The 17,193-nt window shown below is 38.1% G+C and carries 14 protein-coding genes; 10 read left to right on the forward strand and 4 right to left on the reverse strand.

Annotated features, from left to right (window positions below; genetic code table 11):
• Positions 1 to 712 precede the first annotated feature (712 nt).
• Positions 713 to 1,114: a DUF4345 domain-containing protein gene (locus tag WAE64_RS00090; RefSeq protein ID WP_340233032.1), complete on the forward strand. Its 402-nt coding sequence runs from the start codon at positions 713 to 715 to the stop codon at positions 1,112 to 1,114.
• A 12-nt stretch (positions 1,115 to 1,126) separates the two neighbouring features.
• Here the strand turns inward: WAE64_RS00090 and WAE64_RS00095 are convergent, their stop codons facing one another.
• Complete coding sequence (locus WAE64_RS00095) at positions 1,127 to 1,708, reverse strand: Crp/Fnr family transcriptional regulator (protein ID WP_340233037.1); 582 nt, start codon at positions 1,706 to 1,708, stop codon at positions 1,127 to 1,129.
• Positions 1,709 to 1,895: 187 nt separating this feature from the next.
• Between WAE64_RS00095 and WAE64_RS00100 the strand changes: the two genes are divergently transcribed.
• The 4 genes from WAE64_RS00100 to WAE64_RS00115 are packed head-to-tail and all read left to right on the forward strand — an operon-like array spanning position 1,896 to position 4,436.
• On the forward strand, positions 1,896 to 2,750 hold the full coding sequence (locus WAE64_RS00100) for a TraB/GumN family protein (protein ID WP_340233039.1): 855 nt from the start codon (positions 1,896 to 1,898) through the stop codon (positions 2,748 to 2,750).
• Between the two features lie 3 nt (positions 2,751 to 2,753).
• Positions 2,754 to 3,257: an RNA polymerase sigma factor gene (locus WAE64_RS00105; protein ID WP_340233041.1), complete on the forward strand. Its 504-nt coding sequence runs from the start codon at positions 2,754 to 2,756 to the stop codon at positions 3,255 to 3,257.
• The gene (locus WAE64_RS00110; RefSeq protein WP_340233043.1) at positions 3,247 to 3,858 is read left to right on the forward strand and encodes a hypothetical protein; all 612 of its coding nucleotides are present in this window, start codon (positions 3,247 to 3,249) and stop codon (positions 3,856 to 3,858) included. Before WAE64_RS00105 ends, WAE64_RS00110 begins: the two co-directional genes overlap by 11 nt.
• 59 nt (positions 3,859 to 3,917) lie before the next feature.
• Positions 3,918 to 4,436 carry a hypothetical protein gene (locus tag WAE64_RS00115; protein WP_340233045.1) on the forward strand — a complete coding sequence of 173 codons (519 nt, stop codon included), beginning with the start codon at positions 3,918 to 3,920 and terminating at the stop codon, positions 4,434 to 4,436.
• 81 nt (positions 4,437 to 4,517) lie between these two features.
• Here the strand turns inward: WAE64_RS00115 and WAE64_RS00120 are convergent, their stop codons facing one another.
• Together WAE64_RS00120 and WAE64_RS00125 are read right to left on the reverse strand one after the other, a co-directional pair.
• Positions 4,518 to 5,636, reverse strand: coding sequence for an SGNH/GDSL hydrolase family protein (locus tag WAE64_RS00120; RefSeq protein WP_340233048.1), 1,119 nt, complete (start codon positions 5,634 to 5,636; stop codon positions 4,518 to 4,520).
• Between the two features lie 103 nt (positions 5,637 to 5,739).
• Positions 5,740 to 7,476 carry a DUF4091 domain-containing protein gene (locus tag WAE64_RS00125; RefSeq protein WP_340233050.1) on the reverse strand — a complete coding sequence of 579 codons (1,737 nt, stop codon included), beginning with the start codon at positions 7,474 to 7,476 and terminating at the stop codon, positions 5,740 to 5,742.
• Between the two features lie 148 nt (positions 7,477 to 7,624).
• Between WAE64_RS00125 and WAE64_RS00130 the strand changes: the two genes are divergently transcribed.
• Positions 7,625 to 8,449 carry an SGNH/GDSL hydrolase family protein gene (locus WAE64_RS00130; protein WP_340233052.1) on the forward strand — a complete coding sequence of 275 codons (825 nt, stop codon included), beginning with the start codon at positions 7,625 to 7,627 and terminating at the stop codon, positions 8,447 to 8,449.
• 46 nt (positions 8,450 to 8,495) lie between these two features.
• Here the strand turns inward: WAE64_RS00130 and WAE64_RS00135 are convergent, their stop codons facing one another.
• A complete protein-coding gene (locus tag WAE64_RS00135) occupies positions 8,496 to 9,617 on the reverse strand; it encodes an alpha/beta hydrolase family protein (RefSeq protein WP_340233055.1) in 1,122 nt (373 codons plus the stop codon).
• Between the two features lie 239 nt (positions 9,618 to 9,856).
• Here WAE64_RS00135 and WAE64_RS00140 point away from each other — a divergent pair, with 239 nt between their 5' ends.
• The 4 genes from WAE64_RS00140 to WAE64_RS00155 all read left to right on the forward strand — a co-directional run bounded on the left by WAE64_RS00140 (position 9,857) and on the right by WAE64_RS00155 (position 17,140).
• Positions 9,857 to 10,471 (forward strand): RNA polymerase sigma factor, encoded by a 615-nt coding sequence (locus WAE64_RS00140; RefSeq protein WP_340233057.1) that lies wholly within the window; start codon positions 9,857 to 9,859, stop codon positions 10,469 to 10,471.
• Positions 10,472 to 10,540: 69 nt separating this feature from the next.
• Complete coding sequence (locus WAE64_RS00145; RefSeq protein ID WP_340233059.1) at positions 10,541 to 11,632, forward strand: FecR family protein; 1,092 nt, start codon at positions 10,541 to 10,543, stop codon at positions 11,630 to 11,632.
• A 322-nt stretch (positions 11,633 to 11,954) separates the two neighbouring features.
• Entirely contained in the window at positions 11,955 to 15,260 is a 3,306-nt protein-coding gene (locus WAE64_RS00150) for a TonB-dependent receptor (RefSeq protein WP_340233061.1), read from the forward strand.
• Between the two features lie 20 nt (positions 15,261 to 15,280).
• Positions 15,281 to 17,140: a RagB/SusD family nutrient uptake outer membrane protein gene (locus tag WAE64_RS00155; RefSeq protein ID WP_340233063.1), complete on the forward strand. Its 1,860-nt coding sequence runs from the start codon at positions 15,281 to 15,283 to the stop codon at positions 17,138 to 17,140.
• The last annotated feature ends 53 nt before the right edge of the window (positions 17,141 to 17,193 follow it).

Below are 17,193 nucleotides of genomic sequence, written 5' to 3' on the forward strand. Positions count from 1 at the left end.
TTAATGAAAGAATTAGAAAATTTAAGCCATAGCAAAGCACGCCCAATGATTATTGGGGTAGTCGAATCAAAGATCCGAAACACGTAAGCGTTAACGCTTATCCGGCTTATGAGACGAAATACAAAAAGATTTGCTATTCATCGGAAGTGGAACATGAAGTCGATTTGTCTTTTTTGATTATCACATACAATCAGAATTTACTTGTTATCTTAATTTGTGGAATTAAATAAAGTATGTAAAGGTGCTCTTAAGCCATAGCAAAGCCATCCCAACGATTATTGGACGTAATCTAATCAATTACTCAAAACAAGAGGCTTTAATACTTATGAAACGAAACGCCAGAAGGTTTGGTAATCATCAGAACCAAACTATAAGTTAGTAGTTGCTTTTTTGTCGCATGCAAAGTAATTTATTTGTTTATTTAGTTTTGTGGAATTAAACAGACATGATAAGTCCAGATTCTTGAAGTTAGCGTACCTTCTCATTATCTACGAGTTATCATAAGCCAAAATTAATATGTTTATTTAATAGATTTTTTTTTAAAGAATCAAATATCAACAATCCGTGTTGATAATAGTTTTACATCGGAAATTTTCATCATAGACTTATAATCTGGCTGCCTATATAACTCCCGTTTTCTTACCTAAAGTCAAGAAATTTTGCTTTTTGAACAGATAAATTTGTGCTTTTAATCATTCAAAATAATTACGCAATGAAAAAGTTTAGAACAGTACAAATCTTATTAATCTTCGCTGGCATTATTGGTATAGGCGTAGGCGGTGCGCAGTTGTTTATTCCTGTAGTTTTTGAATCTTCAGCGAGTATCAACCTTGGCAATAACAGTAGCTTATTAAGTGAAATACGGGCTGCAGGAGGCACTTTGTTAATAGCTGGCATTATAATAATGGCAGGTGCTTTTATTCCCCAAATAACTTATAGTTCAGTTGCGCTATCGGCTTTGTTTTACCTGTCTTATGGAGTATCTCGTATGTTAAGTATGTCAATAGATGGTATGCCAAGCGAGTCGCTTGTGATGGCAACCGTAGCTGAAATTATTGTGGGTGTGTTTAGCCTTTGGGTATTTGCTGGTTTGCAGAAAGAAAAAGTGTACTGAGAGTTTATTTTTTCAAGCTTTATTGGCCATTATTCGTTTTCTGATTCTGCTAAAAGATTCGGGAGTAACGCCAATAAAGCTTGCAATTTGGTGCAGAGGAATTCTGTTTAAAAGTTGGGGGTGTTTTTCTATTAAAATCAGGTATCGGTCTTCGGGTTTATAAGCATTAAGTAAGGCAGCATAATTTTCGGCCTTACTATAATCCTGAAGCATTAAGCTGTAGGTAAGGTGTTCAAGTTCAGGATAATTCTTACGCAATTCTTGTTCTTGAGCCCTTGTTCCTGTCAGTAAAACACTATCCTCTACACAAGACAGAAAATAGTTTGTCGGAATTTTCTTTAAGTAACTGGAATATAAAACCGCAGGTTGGCCTTCTAAAAAGAAACTCGTGGTTTTTTCTTGGCCGTCTATTATTTGGTATTGCCGCAAGCATCCTTTTAAAACAAGATAACATTTATCGCTTGTCTTTCCTTCTTTCACTATTAAATCTCCCTTTTTAAAGATTTCTACGGCTGTATGCGCTAAAATCGCATCAGTTTCTTGCGCATTAAACAGGTTGAGCTTTTTGATTAATTGCGTAGCTATTTCTTTCATAATAATGTATTTCTGATTCAGGGTCTAAATTGTTTCTCTTTTAAAACTACCAATTATCAGTTGCACAATATATCTGATTCTTTAATTTTTTCAAACTCAAAAAAGTTTTTTCATAAATCTGTAACGAATGGCTTCGCCTTCATACTAACTGTACAAAAACCTTAAAACAGATAAATATTGAAATAATATGAAAAAGCTCTTTTCTTTCTTTGTTGGCGCAATTTGCCTTGTTTCGCACATCTCTTTTGCTCAGGAAAACAACAGCATGCTATGGGAAGTATCTGGCAATGGACTGCAGCAGCCTTCGTATGTACAGGGTACGTTTCACATGATGTGTGCTAAGGATTTTCAGATGAAACAAAAAACAATAGATGCATTGGGTAAAGTAAAAAGATTGGTACTGGAACTTAATTATACCGACCCAACCGAAATGGCAGCAGTGCAAAAAATGATGCAGTCAGACCAAAAACTTAGTGAAAAACTGTCGGCAGACGAAGCAACAGAACTCAATGAGGTACTGAAGTCTTACGGCGTAACTTTACAAGCAGTAAATAATTATAGCCCTCAGGCTCTATACTCTTTTATTGGGCAAAAAGCTACTCCTTGCCCGCAAACAGAGATTAAAATGTATGAGATAGAGCTATTGACTTTGGCTGCAAAGAGTGGAAAAACCTTTGGTGGCCTAGAAAAAGTAGCTGACCAGACCGATGCTCTAGGGAAATCTTACGATTTGAAAGAAATCATTCGCCAGTTAAAAGCAGGTGACGAGTATGCTATCTTATCTGAAAGTATGATTAAAGCATTTAATGAAGAAAATCTGATTGCTTTAGATGAATTACTTAAAGACGAGCGATTTATGAACAAAGAGCAGGAAGATTTAATGCTTAATAAAAGAAATATAGACTGGGTGTCGAAAAAAATGCCTGCAATGATGGAAAAAGAAAGTGTTTTATTTGCAGTAGGAGGTGGACATTTACTAGGAAAAGAAGGCGTACTTAACCTTCTTAAAGAAAAAGGATATACAATAAAACCTGTGAGATAATACGTGGATTCTAAAGAAAAACAATTTCTGGAGCTGCTAGATGCACATAAAGGTATTCTTTATAAAGTGGGGAGAATGTACACCAATACTGTGGCCGACCGAGAAGACCTTCATCAGGAAATTATTATCCAGTTGTGGAAGTCGTACGATAATTTTAAGGGAGAAAGTATGTTTTCATCGTGGATGTATCGTGTGGCGGTGAATACAGCTATTACCTATTTCAAAAACGAAAAAAGGCATAGTGGAGCCCTTTCGTATGAGCAAATTCAGGAGCCTGCGCAAGAAAACTATAATGCAGAAAAAGACCAGCAGATGGAGGTATTCTATGCGGCCGTGCAACAACTTAATCCGGTCGAGAAAGCTATTATCTTCTATTACATGGAAGGGCTGTCTCATAAAGATATAGGTATGCAACTTGGTATTACCGAAGTAAATACCCGTGTTAAACTCAACAGAATAAAAGAAAAATTACAGCAACTCATAAAAAAAACAGATTATGAATCTTGACGAACTGAAATCTGCCTGGAATAATGAACAAACGAAAGATGTTAAAATTCCGAAAAATATTAATGAGTTAGGCAAAGCAAAACACCCATTAGATAAGCTGAAGCGTAACATGAAAAATGAGTGGTTTGCACAGGTTGCAGCAATACTTTTTTTAGCTTTTGTGCCACAAGTGCAAAAAATCCATTCGTCGCTTTATGTTTTCTACTATGTAGCATATAGCTTTTTGGTTATTATTTCTGTATATTATCTAGGTCAGTTCCGAAGTTTCTACAGCCAGATAACGCATTATTCTGCCGATACAAAAGATAGTTTGACAGAAATATACCATGAGTTCAGACTTAATATAGAACGCTATCATTCTTTCGGATTTTTGCTCTTGCCTTTTGGCTTGGTCTGGATAGGAATTAGTATTTACAGTACCTTACTGGAAGAAGGCAAAAACTTGGATTCGCTTTCAGAAAAAACAAAAATGATATTGTTAGTGGCCATTATTGTTACCATACTTTTATTGGTATTGGCTATTCTGAGTTGGACAAAATATTACTACGGGAAATACCTGAAACAACTAAAAGCTATCTTGGACGAATTGAAATCAAATTAATTTCTGAAAAAGTGTAACGAATCGAAAAGATTCGATACTTACTAAATAAAAATACTACAATGGAAAGATATCAAGTAAAATCATTAGGAAGTGAGCCATTTGAACTTATTAAAGAGAATAGTGTATTGGCAACGCTCAACTATCCAAGTTTATATAATACGCTTAAAGCTGAAATAAAAATAGCAAATCAAAGCGATGTTTTAGTACTAAAATCGCCGGGAATCTGGAAGAAGAACCTTGAACTCTGGAATAGCACCCAATGCCTACTTTCATCTAAACTAGGTTGGAATCTGAGCGTTACTATTCGTATTCAGGAAACCGACTATCAATTAAAAGTAAAGAGCCTCTTAGATGGAATTTTCATATTGCAAGACACCAACGAAAACGTATTGGTAAAAATAGATGCAAGTATGGATTGGGCGTATGCAAAGGCCGATTTTGGCATACAAGTATTTGACAAAACAGAACTTTTTACCCCAGAGGTGTTACTGTTTTTGATTCATAATTGTAACTATTTCTTAGCACTGAGCGGAAACGGTAGCGCCACTGAAGGTATGCTTGCTGCTATGGTAGCATAATGCATACCTATGTATAATTTTATAATAAAGCCTTATTACTCCAGAACTTAGTGCTTTCAATGCATATAAGCTGGAGTATTTTTATTTCCGAATACCTTTCTTACCCAAAATCTTATTAATTGCTTTTTCGTAAGCATCAGCGTATTTCATCATGCCTATGTCAGTTGGGTGAGTACCATCTACGGTTGAGGCAGAATCGAAGCCTATATCTGCGGCTGTAAGTAAGTGAATATTCTTTACACCTTCTTTTTTCATGGCTTTATAGGTTTTGTTCATTACCTCACTGCTCCATTTGTAACGGTTAAAGAAGGTAGTATCAACGCCTACTTCGGGCACACCGCAGCAATGCTCTACAAGCAAAATAGGTACATCGGGGTGATTGGTTTGTAGACTCTTAACCGATGTACGGATACGATTTTCAATATCTCCTGCCGGATACACCTTTTTATCTACCAGATTAGGTTGGCAATCAAGCACAAAGAGTTTGGCGTTAGTTTCGTTCATTAAATCTATAAGCGGTTGTTCCAAACGCCCATTGCCCGAAAAGCCTAGATTAACGATAGGTACATTGAGCTTTCTGTCCAAAATATTTGTCCAGGCCAAGCCCGGTCTGCTGGCGCATGCGCCTTGCATAATAGAAGTGCCATATAAAACTAAAGCTTGTTCGTTACTTACTTGTAGAGGTGTAAAATTTTTGTCTTTACTCACTCCTATCTGCATCCATTTTGGCATATTGTATAGCGGCAAATAAAGCCTGAATTCTTTGATAGGTACAGTACTTATCACATTGGTAAATTTGTATTGCACCGTATCGCCAAAGCTGTAAGCACCTCGTATCCATTGCCAGTTATTGTTGGCATCTAAAGCGTATAAATCAACCCCGCTCACGCCTGTTGCAGGCATGTGGTCCATGCTTTTGTTTTTTGAAATCTGATACCTAACCGTAATTTCGGTGGCGTTGGTCGTAAACTTTATGTATTCTCCTGCAGTGTTTTGCCCTAAAGACCACACGGCTTGCCTTACTGTTTTTTCAGCTTTTGCAGGCAGACGGTCATAAGGCTTTGCAAGATTTGTATGCCAAGCCCGCCCCTCAATCACAGGAAATGTAGCATCGGCCGGATTCCACCAATTTATCTGCTGCGCAGAAGACGAAAGACCAATAAATATCAAGAAAAGAAAAAAAATAGAATTGTATTTCATGGCAGATATTAATTAGGTTGGTATATCGGATAAAATAGTATATCAGAGCAATTATCAGCTACTTGTTTTGAAGCGAATAGCCGATAACCACTCCTATTTTAACTTAAAGTGTATTCAGCAGATGCTTGGCTTTGGCTACAGTTTCCTCCGCGCTCTCGCTTGCTAATTCTTTAATTTCAAATGCCTTTAGTGCCGACTCCAGTTTACTTAGCTGAGCAGTTTGCTGTTTATCCTGATACTCTTTACGTAGCAAACGTATTTTTTCAAAATCCTGTATACCTTCGATTGTTTTCTCAAAACGCACCGACGATAAAGCACCCGGATATACCTGATAGGTATCGCCCGCAGGCCATGCCGAGAAGCGGCTATCAGTAAGCGGCGATTTTGTCCAGCTATTAAATGCCCAACGCAAGTAGCCATCCATATTGGTTGCGGCAGTGTACCAACCCATCCAGACCATTTCGTCAGGTGGTGAAAAAGTGAAAGCATTGGGGTATTTTTCGGCACAGCAAGTGTACCAGGTGCTTAGCTTATTTTGTTGTTTACGTTTTTCCAGAACATCATCAGGGTATTTCCATCTTGAGGCCACGCAATAATCAAAAATATCGCCTTCAATTTCAGGATGATAATCTCCGGCCAAAGACACTTTCCAACCAGTATCAATGCTTTTCAGCAATTTAATAACCGACTGCATGGCTGGCATTGGTCTTTCGTCCATGGCAATGGTTGTAATAGCAAACCACCCTTTCGTTTTCAAATGTTTGGTAAAATCAGTAAGCATTGGTGTCCAGAACGCATTGTATGCAGGTGTGCCAATGGCTTGTGTAAACACCGCTTCTTTGCCTTCGGCTTCGTCAAAATAAGTAAAGGCAATTTTCCAAGGCACCATACTGTAACAATTAATCTGTTTTGTAATGCCACAACTCATTACAAAAGACACGTATTTATCAAACAGACTATAGTCATAAATCCACTCTCCGTTTTTCTTCTTTGTCCATTTTATCAGGCTCGGAAAATCATCATAAGTCTGGTGGCCCCAAGGTTCGTTTACAATGCTGGTTGTGATAATTTTCTGTCCGGCATCGGCAAGCATCGTATAATATTTACGCATAGCTGCAAAATGCGCATCGCTCCAGGGTTCTAGTTTATGCACACGGGCAATGGCATACGGGTGTTGCCAGAAATCTAACCTATAAGCCCACTCAGATGGCGGAGGCAGGGTTTTGTCAACTACTGTTAGTGCGACTTTCAAAGTATATTTTTTATCGGCATCAACTGTAACAGTACCCGCATAAACTCCTGGGCTTGTGGCGGCAGGCACTTTCACGCTCAACCACACAGGTTGAGTGGTATTTGGCTTTACCTGCATACTTTTAATATCAACATTGATAATATCGGCTACTTTCGAAGAGTCAAAATCATAAGGTTTACGATACCCGCAACCATTTCTGAACTCATCGGTCATTACATATCCCAGAAAGCCCGAGCTGATATTCTCTTTTTTTATAAGGTCGCCTTTTGCATTTTTTAAATCGCTTATACTAACTTTCACATTGCTTAAATCGGCTTTACTCCACACCAATATTTGGGTATGCACTTTTTCGCCTTTCCATGCACTGGCAGTCCATGTGTCATTTGTTTTAATATCGGGCGGAAGTTCTTGTGCAAAGCGTTTGCTACTGGTAGCAAAACTCACATTAGTTTTTTTCGATACTTTGTTCCATTGCGAAGCCAATTGTGTAGGGCTGACATCGGGCTTTTTTTGTAGTGCCAAGCTCACATCTTGTGCCATTGCTACCTGTGTAAATACGCAGCAGGCAATTAATGTTAAATGTTTCATTCGTGTGTATTGTAGGTTTTGGTTGAATTTGTTTTCAAATTAAGTAAAAATAGTTTAGACCCATAGCCTATACCCTTTAAAAAGAACAATCGACTATTAACCACACACAAAATTTACTTACCTTTACTCAACCTTAATCATTCAGCTTATGAAAAAACTCTCTGCCCTTATTGTGCTGATTGCGCTTATCAGCTCATTTACATTTAAAGAACTTTCGTGGGTTGCCATCGGCGATTCAATCACCTACCTGAACGACCACCAGAAAGAAACCGATAACCGTATCACAAAAGGATACATGACGCTTGTTAGCGAAAAACTACCGTATATTAAGTATATCAACCAGGGCCATAATGGGTGGACATCAGGAGGAATTGCTGAGTCTATCGAAAAACTAAACTTGACTAAAGCAGATATTTATTCAATATTTTTAGGCACTAACGATTGGTGGAGAGGAAGACCATTAGGCCAACTAACCGACTATAAAAATAACACTGGTAATAATACTGTTTATGGCTCTTTCAGAATCATTGTAGATAAATTGCGTAGCCTTAACCCGCAGGCGCCAATTATTCTTATTACGCCTATGCAAAGGGTAGATTTTGTTTATATTGCCAATTTTAAAAACAATGCGCATGGCTCGTATAAACCTAAAAACAATCAAACACTTGAGTCGTTTGCCTATGCCATTGATTCTATTGGTAAGTTTGAGAAGTTTCCGGTAGTAGACCTTTATCATACCAAAGGATTGGAAATGGAAAATCTGGTTAAATATAAAAGGCTGAAAGACCCACAAACGGGCAATTATACCAATTATCCTTTCCCTGATTTCATCAATATCCCGTTTAACCCTGAAACCGACGAATACCCTTATCCGATAGAATCTATTAATAAAACGTATGATGGCTTGCATCCTTCCGACAAAGGCTATGAACTGATAGCCAAGCCACTCATAAAGATTATGAAGAAATATTAAGCTTGTGGGGCGAACTTCCAGTTCGCCTTTTTCTAATATTACAGGGCTATTTCTTTCTTACTGTTCTATTCAACTCCTCCTCGAGCACTTTATTGAAAGAAGATTTACCCAGTAAATGCTCTTCAACATAAGCACTTGTGAGTTTTGTAATGGTTTCATAAAGCTGAGCATTTTTACAATTACCCGAAGACTTCACTACAACCGGATAAGCTGAAAAATCACCATGTTCGGCAGAGTCGAGTTTTAGAATTGTATAATTCCTAGAGACTCTTTCTAAAAAGTTATTTACTGAATCTTTAGCTGTTTTTTGATTAATAGGCGCACTTTCAAATCGTAAGTACGGGCTTTTCAAAGCCATTTGCTGAAAATCAGAGCTATTTCTGATACCTTCAAAATCAGCATCTTCTTCTTTGTTATAGCCATAATGATGAAACTCTGAGCCCTCAAGAGACACAATACATTTTATATTCGGAATTTTAGCTGCCACCAAAGCACCTATCAATCCGCCCCAGCTATAACCCATTACGGCTACATTATCAAACTTGATATTTTTGTACGTTTTCAGATATTTAATAGAAGCCAGCGCATCATGTACCTGCTCCACTGCATCTTCTTTTTTCATCGTCATATCTCCCGGGAAACGGCCTATTGAGTTGACACCTATTACTATAAATCCTTTTTTGACTAATGTTTCAAATAGCAGATAATTTTCGTAGCTCATGCCATTGTAGCTTGCCATATAGACTATTACAGGAAAGTTTTCTTCTATATTTGGGGCATTTTTATAGGTTTGCGTAGCAAGTTTCAGCAAACGAGTAGAGTCAGCACATTCAAAGCCTTCGGCTAGCATCTGAGCAAATTTAGAGGCCATACCATTGCCGGCATAAGAGGCGGTATAGAAGTTGACTCTCTCTTCGAACAGTTTCAGATAATCGCCAAATGTAATTAAAGAATCACCTAAAGAAGCTTCTGTCGGATACCAAATATCAATATCTACAGGCCGATAATACAGGCTATTAGTAGAATCAACATCTGGTTTATACTTCCGTGTTTTATCACTTATCCGAATAGTCTTAAACCCAACTTCATACTCTTTTTTTTCTTTTGTTCCGAAGCTATTACAGCCTAATAGACAAACAATTAAACCAAATAAAAGGCAATGTTTCATGTAGAATAGATACTTTAAGGTGATAGCTTTTATTGGTATATATGCAGAAAAAAACTATAAGGTTGCCTACAGAAATAAGAAAGATTATAAGCTCATAGCATTAGGTATTCTTACCTATTATCATATTCTAATAGTTTTTTGTCCATTCTTTTACATTTTGCTTGATTGATAATTAATTATTCTAAAAATATTCTTTATTTGTATCCCTTAAATTTACAAAACTGCAATCTGAAATAGAGATGAGTTCTCCAGGAATATATACCAATAACTTAACCGATTCTCAGCTGTGGCAACAGTTGAAAGAGGGTAGTGAATTGGCACTAGGGAAGCTACTCAAGAAATACTTCAACCCTTTGCAAAACTATGGGTATAAGTTTATCAGAAACAGAGACTTTGTAAAAGACTGCGTGCAGGAAGTTTTTGTAGAAATCTGGAATCGTAAAAATACCATAGCACAACCCGATAGTGTAAGGGCCTATTTGCTAAGTTCGGTTCGGAAGAAAATACTCCGTGAGAGTGTTCGGCAGAAATTAACTCAGGAAAACGAAATTATAGATATCGAAAATGATATAAACTTTGTAGAGTTCTCACCAGAATTAAAGATTATCGAACAAGAGAATAGCCAGGAAACTATTAAAAAAGTATCTACCATTCTTAATTCATTACCTAAAAGACAACGAGAAGTAATTTATTTAAAGTATTACCAAAACCTTGAACGAGACGAGATTGCTGAGATTATGGATATTAACACACAATCTGTTTCAAACCTTTTGCAAGTGGCATTTCAGACAATCCGTCAAAGTTGGCCGGGGAGTTTCGCACATTATCTATTGCTGTTAAATTTCATACTGTAAAAAAAATATTCCGTATAGGCAGTATTTTAAAACAGTTATTGGCATCTTATACATATACCTTCTTTAACGATGAATTTAGATTACCGCAACTATAGTGTTGAAGACTTTAGCCGAGACGAATCGTTTCGTGCATGGGTATTCAATACCGACAATAAAAATAAACTATTTTGGACAAATTGGCTTGCACAAAACCCCGATTGTGCCGAGAAAATAAACTTGTCCAAGGCATTTTTATTGACTCTCCACGAACACGACATAGCCTTAGATGAAGATGAACTAGGGGCAATTACCCAAAAAATTATTAGAGAAAATAAAGCTGAAAAGGCCGTAAAAATATTGATTTGGAGCAATAAGGCATTTAGAGTCGCAGCTTCAATAGCCCTTATTTCAATAATCGGCTTCTTTGGCGTAAAATATTATAATCAAAAACAAGAACTGGCTTCGTTAGAAAAACTAACTGATAACCTAAGTATAAACTATATCGAAACCGAAAACTCAGAGAATATTCCTAAAGAGATAAGCCTTGCCGACGGAAGCGTTATCATGCTTTATCCTAAAAGTAAAATAAGGTATCCAAAGCAGTTTCCGACACAGGTACGAGAAGTGTATCTGGTAGGACAAGCTTTTTTTGACATCGCCAAAAATCCGAAACAGCCCTTTTGGGTTTATACCAACTATATCTCTACACAAGTGTTAGGCACTAGTTTTATGGTGAAAGCATTTGACAACGAAAAAGACATAAAAGTTGAAGTGCGCACCGGAAAAGTTTCGGTTTATAGTAGGAAGGATATAGAGAAAGCAAAACTCCAGAAAAACAATGCATTGATGGGTATTATTCTTACACCGAATCAGGCAATTGAATATTCTGTTGCAGATGCCCGACTCTTGAAATCAATCAGCAAACACCCTGAGATATTAAGAAGCGAAACACTACCCAACTTTGTATTCGATGAAGCCCCTATTGCAGATGTCTTTAAAGCACTCGAAAAAGCCTATGGCATTCAGATTATATATGACGAGAAAACAATGGAAAAATGTTATTTAACAGCCTCTTTGTCTGACGAATCGCTTTATGAGAAGCTAAACCTCATCTGTAAGATAACTCGCTCAAGCTACGAAATCATTGATGCTCAAGTAGTTATACATAGCGACGGATGCTGAAAAATATTTTTTTGCATTATTTCAAAAAAAACTTTCATAAAAACAAGTATCTACAATATTCCTTTGCCATCCATAGATAAAACCAACATTATCTATGGATTCAACCCTAACCACTACCCCTCTTTCAAACAAAGCGCTTAAATGTAGCTCTTATAACATTGCTCTGCTATCACTAACAATCCTTAGTGGCTAGCGCAGCTTTGTCTTCATTCTAGGCAAATAAAATAATTCTAATTTATTCTTTGATAAAAAATATATTAACCCTAAATTTTATCTTATTCTGATGAAAGAGTTTTTCTCCCCCTTACTATTAAAGAAACTTATGAGGGTTTCATTTATACAATTATTATTAAGCTTGATTGGTCTGGGTATTTCGTATGCTCATTCTGCCATAGGGCAAGAGGTGCTCGAACAAAGGATTAGCGTTAAAGTAACAAACGACAATTTAAAGTCGATGCTTAATTATATTGAGCATAACGTAAAAGTTAAGTTTGTTTATAATCCAAGAGAAATAAACATAGGCCAAAAAGTTTCGTTCGAAGCAAAAAACGAAACGCTGAAAGAGGTGCTGGCAAAAATCTGCAAGCCTTTACAAATCTCATATGAAGTTAATGGGAAACAAATTTTACTCTATAAAGAAAATGTTGGCTTTGTAGATAAACCTCAATTAATGCTACCTGGCAATGAAATTGAAATAGTAAAACCGCTGAAAGCTATTTCGGGCAAGGTGAGTGATGAGAAAGGTGAGGGAATCCCCGGCGTAAGTGTGGTTATAAAAGGCACAAACAAGGGTATTACTACTGATATAGACGGTGTGTATCGCTTAGATGTACCCAACGAATCAACGATACTGGTTTTTAGTTATGTAGGTTATCTTACGCAAGAAATTACGGTAGGTAACCGAACTATAGTTGATATAAAGCTCGTACCCGACGACAAAGCCCTTGATGAGGTAGTAGTGGTAGGTTATGGTGAACAAAAAAAGAGTGATTTAACAGGAGCAGTAGCATCAGTACAAAGCAGAGACATTGTAAGAGGAAACCCCGTACTGGCATCGAAAGCTCTACAAGGGCAAGTAGCAGGTGCAACAGTTACAAAAGCCGATAACAGACCCGGTAGTTCTTATAATATTACCATAAGAGGCGAAAACACCATCAATAACTCAACAGCACCTTTGGTTGTAATAGATGGCTTAATGGGCGGCGACTTAAATAATCTGAATCCTAACGATATTCAGTCGATGGATATATTAAAAGATGCTTCGTCAACGGCTATTTATGGCGCAAGAGGTGCCAACGGGGTTGTAATTGTTACTACAAAAAAAGGTTTATCTGGTAAACCAAGAGTAAGCTACGATAGCTATGTGGGTGTAAAAATACCAGCACACTTACCTAGACTGATGAACAGTGCAGAGTTTTTTAAAGCAACACATACTGACCGATTGCTGGAAGGGGCTACCGAAGCCAAATTTACAACTATTGAGCTAGAGAACATTAAAAATGGCAAATCGACCGATTGGGTTGACTTAATTACTGCCCCCGGTGTACAAACCAATCAGACTTTGAGCATATCAGGTGGTAACGAAAAAACTACCTATCGGTTTTCGGGCGGTTTTCTTAACGAAGACGGCAATGTGCTTAGTACCGATTTCAGAAGATATAACCTGAACGCAGGCCTCGACAGTAAACTTGGCGAGCGCTTTAAAGTTGGTTTTACCTCTTATGTTACCCATTCTATTCAGAATTTAGGTTCGCAGGAATCATTAAGAGGTGCTTACCGTGTAAGGCCAACCGGAGTTGCTTATTACAGTGATTTAATCAACCCTTCTGAAAATCAGGATATTGATATAAATGGTTTGGCTTTCTGGATGGGAATTAACGACAAACAAGTACCTAATCCGCTTAATGATGTTGACCCTAATCAGTCAAAACTACGGACTACTGTTGCCAATATTATGGCCAACGCTTATGTTGAGTATTCACCTATTAAAGGCTTAAGCATTCGCTCTTCATTATCGACCAATTATGGTACAACTCAAGTAGGTGATTTTAGAGGAACGTGGTCTAAAACCCAGATTGGTGCGAAACCAAGAACCCAATTAGACAACAGATTAATAGCAAGCTATACACTTGATAATATCATTACTTATAACCTGGACTTAGGCAGACACAAAATTAATTTAACGGGTCTTCAAAGTGCTTTCTATCAGAAAAACGAAGCCTCATCTATTGCAGCAAGAGACTTACCTTATGACTCAGACTGGTATGCAATTAATACCGGAACTGTTACAGCCTATAGCAGCTCTTTAGTTGAGCGCTCTTTGTCTTCTTATATGGGTCGCTTGAATTACGGTTTCAAAGATAAGTACCTATTTACAGTTACAGGCCGTGCCGATGGTGCTTCACAATTAGCCCCTGGTAATAAATGGGCGTTCTTCCCGTCTGTAGCATTGGCCTGGAGATTAATTGACGAATCGTTTATTCAGAACATCAAAGGTCTTTCGAACCTGAAATTAAGAGTAAGCTATGGCGAAGTTGGTAACTCAACTATAGCCCCTTATAGCACACAAGCTAACTTATTAAACACAGGATACGATTTTGATGGTACAGCGGCATTTGGTTTTGCCCCTGCAAACCTTGGTAATAAAGACTTGCGCTGGGAAAGAAGTAAAGAGTTGAACCTGGGTCTCGACTTCGGTTTTTTGAGAAATCGTATATCAGGTACGTTGGAGCTTTACGACAGAAAAACAGTTGATTTGATTCTGAACCAGAAACTACCTACAGCCTCGGGTTTCTCGCAGGTAATATCAAACGTTGGTAAAATACAAAACAGAGGGATAGAGTTGTTGTTGAACACTGTTAACGTAGCTACGCCTGATTTTACATGGAATACTACATTGACCTTCACCAAAAACAACAACAAATTACTTGAAATATATGGAGATGGCCAACAGGCAGATAAAGGAAACAAACTATTTGTTGGGTATCCGATCAGAGCCAATTTCGATTATAAGTTTGATGGTATCTGGCAAACAGCCGATAAAGAGCTAGCAGCAAAATACAATCAGGTGCCAGGTTCGGTGCGTGTTGTAGACCAGAATAATGATGGAAAAATTTCTTCTACCGATGGTATAGATGACCGTGTTTATCTGGGTTCCGAACTACCTAATTTCCTGATGGGTATGACCAACCGCTTTAAATACAAAAACTTCGATTTATCATTCTTTCTTTATTACCGAAACGGAACACTCTACAATAACAGAACTTTGTCGGGTACATTCGGAGAGATTAACTCACAGCGTTATAACAAATTAGCTGACCTCGATTACTGGACAAGCGAAAATCCATCGAATACTTATTTTGGTGTGGCTGCAGCAAATCCATATCGTAGTGCTATCAACTATCAGGATGCAAGCTTCCTACGAGTTTCAGACATAACCATTGGCTACAATATCCCTAAAGGACTGATGGACAAATGGAAACTTTACAACGCAAGGGTTTATACACAGCTCATCAATCCGATTATTGCTACAAAGTTTGTTGGATTTGACCCTGAGTTTAACTCAGCAATCTATCAGGACGACGTCCCATCTATGACTATCAGCTTGGGAGTTAACCTTAGTTTCTAATCTATTTTAATCGAAAGACAATGAAAGCAATATATTCAAAAACTAAATTTTTACTTATCACGAGTTTGTTACTTGTTTCGGTGAGTTGTAAAGATTCTTTTCTGGACGAAAACCCAAAAACAACCCTTACCACTGATGTTTATTACAAAACCGAAGAAGGTTTTGAAGACCTGATACGCTCGTGCTACCCTTTGTTGAGAAACATTCATCAGAACAGAATACTAGTACTTAATGGCACTGATATTTTCTCTTCATTGCCTGGTTGGAATCCGTCGGCAGTAAACGGTAAAGAAACGCCGAGTAGTTTGTTTGATGTGTACGATGCCCGTTTTAATGCTACGCTACCTGAGCTTCAAACCATGTGGCAATTATTATATGCCGAAATAGCACGTACCAATACGGCTATTACCCGTTCTAAAGATATTACTACAATGGCTGCTGCCTTGAAAGAAACCCGGGTTTCGGAAGCGAAGTTTTTAAGAGCCTTGTGTTTCTTCTATGCGGTTCAGCAGTGGGGCGATATTCCGATGCCTTTGTCTGAGATTAATACACCTCAAAAAGATTTCCCAAGAGTTGCGGCGGCCGAGGTTTACAAACAAATCATTGCCGATTTGCTTGAATGTGAGGCAAAATTACCTGTAACGGCCTCAAACTATGGGAGAATAAATAAAGGTACTGCGCAGTTTTTATTAGCAAAGGTTTACCTTACCAGAGGCTGGAACTTCAACAATTCGCTGGGTGGCTCAAATGCCGACTTCGATTTAGCACTTCAGTATGCCGATAAAATAATTGAGGCATATCCATTAGCAGCCAATTACAAAGATTTGTTCCCGAAGAGATCAGATAATCCGCTGACACAATACACAGGTGCGCAGAATGATAAAAATCCGGAAATCATTTTTGCAGTACAATACAACTCTGATGTATTGACAAATAAAACCGACCCTGCTTTTCTACAAGATGCAGCCGGAGGAAACGACCAACACTCACGTTTTGGGCCAAGTGGCGAGGGCTTTATTGGTAGCAAAGGCCGTACGACTGACTATAACCGTTCTACGGGAATCCATCAGGTAAATACTGCTACTTATCGCTTATTTGACCCACAAAATGACTCACGTTATGCGCATAATTTTGTAAGCGTAGGTTATTCGCTTTCAGCCGTGAAAGATTACAAACCGCTTCCGTTGACCAACCCTGATTTGAAAATTAACTTTGCAGTAGGCGACACCGTATTACTTTGCCGCCCTTGGAATAATCCGGCTACAACAATAGCGGAAAGAGGGGTTGATTTAGGCGGCACTAAAAAATATGCAGTTGTGAATACCGATGAATATGGCGGCGGGTATCCGATAGATAACTCCGGCCTCAACATTCAGGCTCCGCTTATGTGGAAATTCTGGCAGCCGGGTATTCCTAATGGTGATGCATACGGCACATTCAACGAAGCTGTATTCCGTTCGGCAGAGGCTTACCTGATTGCTGCCGAGGCTATTGTAAAAGGTGCCAAAGGTGGCAAACTAGGCACAGCCGAAATCTATTACAACAAAGTGCTCGACCGTGCCTTAGGCACAAAACAAGGCACTGACCCTAAATGTGCAGCAGCGCCTGAAAATCAGAAATCTTTAGAGGCGGTTTCGTACCGTGCTACGGCTTCAAATATTACTGTTGACTTGATTCTTGATGAAAGAGCACGTGAGCTAATGGGTGAATATGGCCGCTGGTTTGATTTGAAAAGAACCGGAAAACTGGTTGAGCGTGTAAAAAAATATAACCCTTGGGTAAAAGGCCAATCAATAAGCAACATACATAATTTAAGACCTATCCCTCAATCTGAAATAGATCTTTCTTTCCCTCGAATGTCGCAAAACGCAGGCTATTAATAGCAAACCATCTTATTTCAGAGAGAGAAGGAACGCCGTTTCTTGTCTCTCTT

Origin of the sequence: Emticicia soli, assembly GCF_037860775.1 — a bacterium.
GTDB lineage: Bacteria > Bacteroidota > Bacteroidia > Cytophagales > Spirosomataceae > Emticicia > Emticicia soli.

Excerpts from the sequence above, each read along its gene's own strand:
- WAE64_RS00090 (WP_340233032.1), top strand. The coding sequence starts at position 713 with ATGAAAAAGTTTAGAACAGTACAAATCTTATTAATCTTCGCTGGCATT.
- WAE64_RS00095 (WP_340233037.1), bottom strand. The coding sequence starts at position 1,708 with ATGAAAGAAATAGCTACGCAATTAATCAAAAAGCTCAACCTGTTTAAT.
- WAE64_RS00100 (WP_340233039.1), top strand. The coding sequence starts at position 1,896 with ATGAAAAAGCTCTTTTCTTTCTTTGTTGGCGCAATTTGCCTTGTTTCG.
- WAE64_RS00110 (WP_340233043.1), top strand. The coding sequence starts at position 3,247 with ATGAATCTTGACGAACTGAAATCTGCCTGGAATAATGAACAAACGAAA.
- WAE64_RS00115 (WP_340233045.1), top strand. The coding sequence starts at position 3,918 with ATGGAAAGATATCAAGTAAAATCATTAGGAAGTGAGCCATTTGAACTT.
- WAE64_RS00120 (WP_340233048.1), bottom strand. The coding sequence starts at position 5,636 with ATGAAATACAATTCTATTTTTTTTCTTTTCTTGATATTTATTGGTCTT.
- WAE64_RS00125 (WP_340233050.1), bottom strand. The coding sequence starts at position 7,476 with ATGAAACATTTAACATTAATTGCCTGCTGCGTATTTACACAGGTAGCA.
- WAE64_RS00130 (WP_340233052.1), top strand. The coding sequence starts at position 7,625 with ATGAAAAAACTCTCTGCCCTTATTGTGCTGATTGCGCTTATCAGCTCA.
- WAE64_RS00135 (WP_340233055.1), bottom strand. The coding sequence starts at position 9,617 with ATGAAACATTGCCTTTTATTTGGTTTAATTGTTTGTCTATTAGGCTGT.
- WAE64_RS00140 (WP_340233057.1), top strand. The coding sequence starts at position 9,857 with ATGAGTTCTCCAGGAATATATACCAATAACTTAACCGATTCTCAGCTG.
- WAE64_RS00145 (WP_340233059.1), top strand. The coding sequence starts at position 10,541 with ATGAATTTAGATTACCGCAACTATAGTGTTGAAGACTTTAGCCGAGAC.
- WAE64_RS00150 (WP_340233061.1), top strand. The coding sequence starts at position 11,955 with ATGAGGGTTTCATTTATACAATTATTATTAAGCTTGATTGGTCTGGGT.
- WAE64_RS00155 (WP_340233063.1), top strand. The coding sequence starts at position 15,281 with ATGAAAGCAATATATTCAAAAACTAAATTTTTACTTATCACGAGTTTG.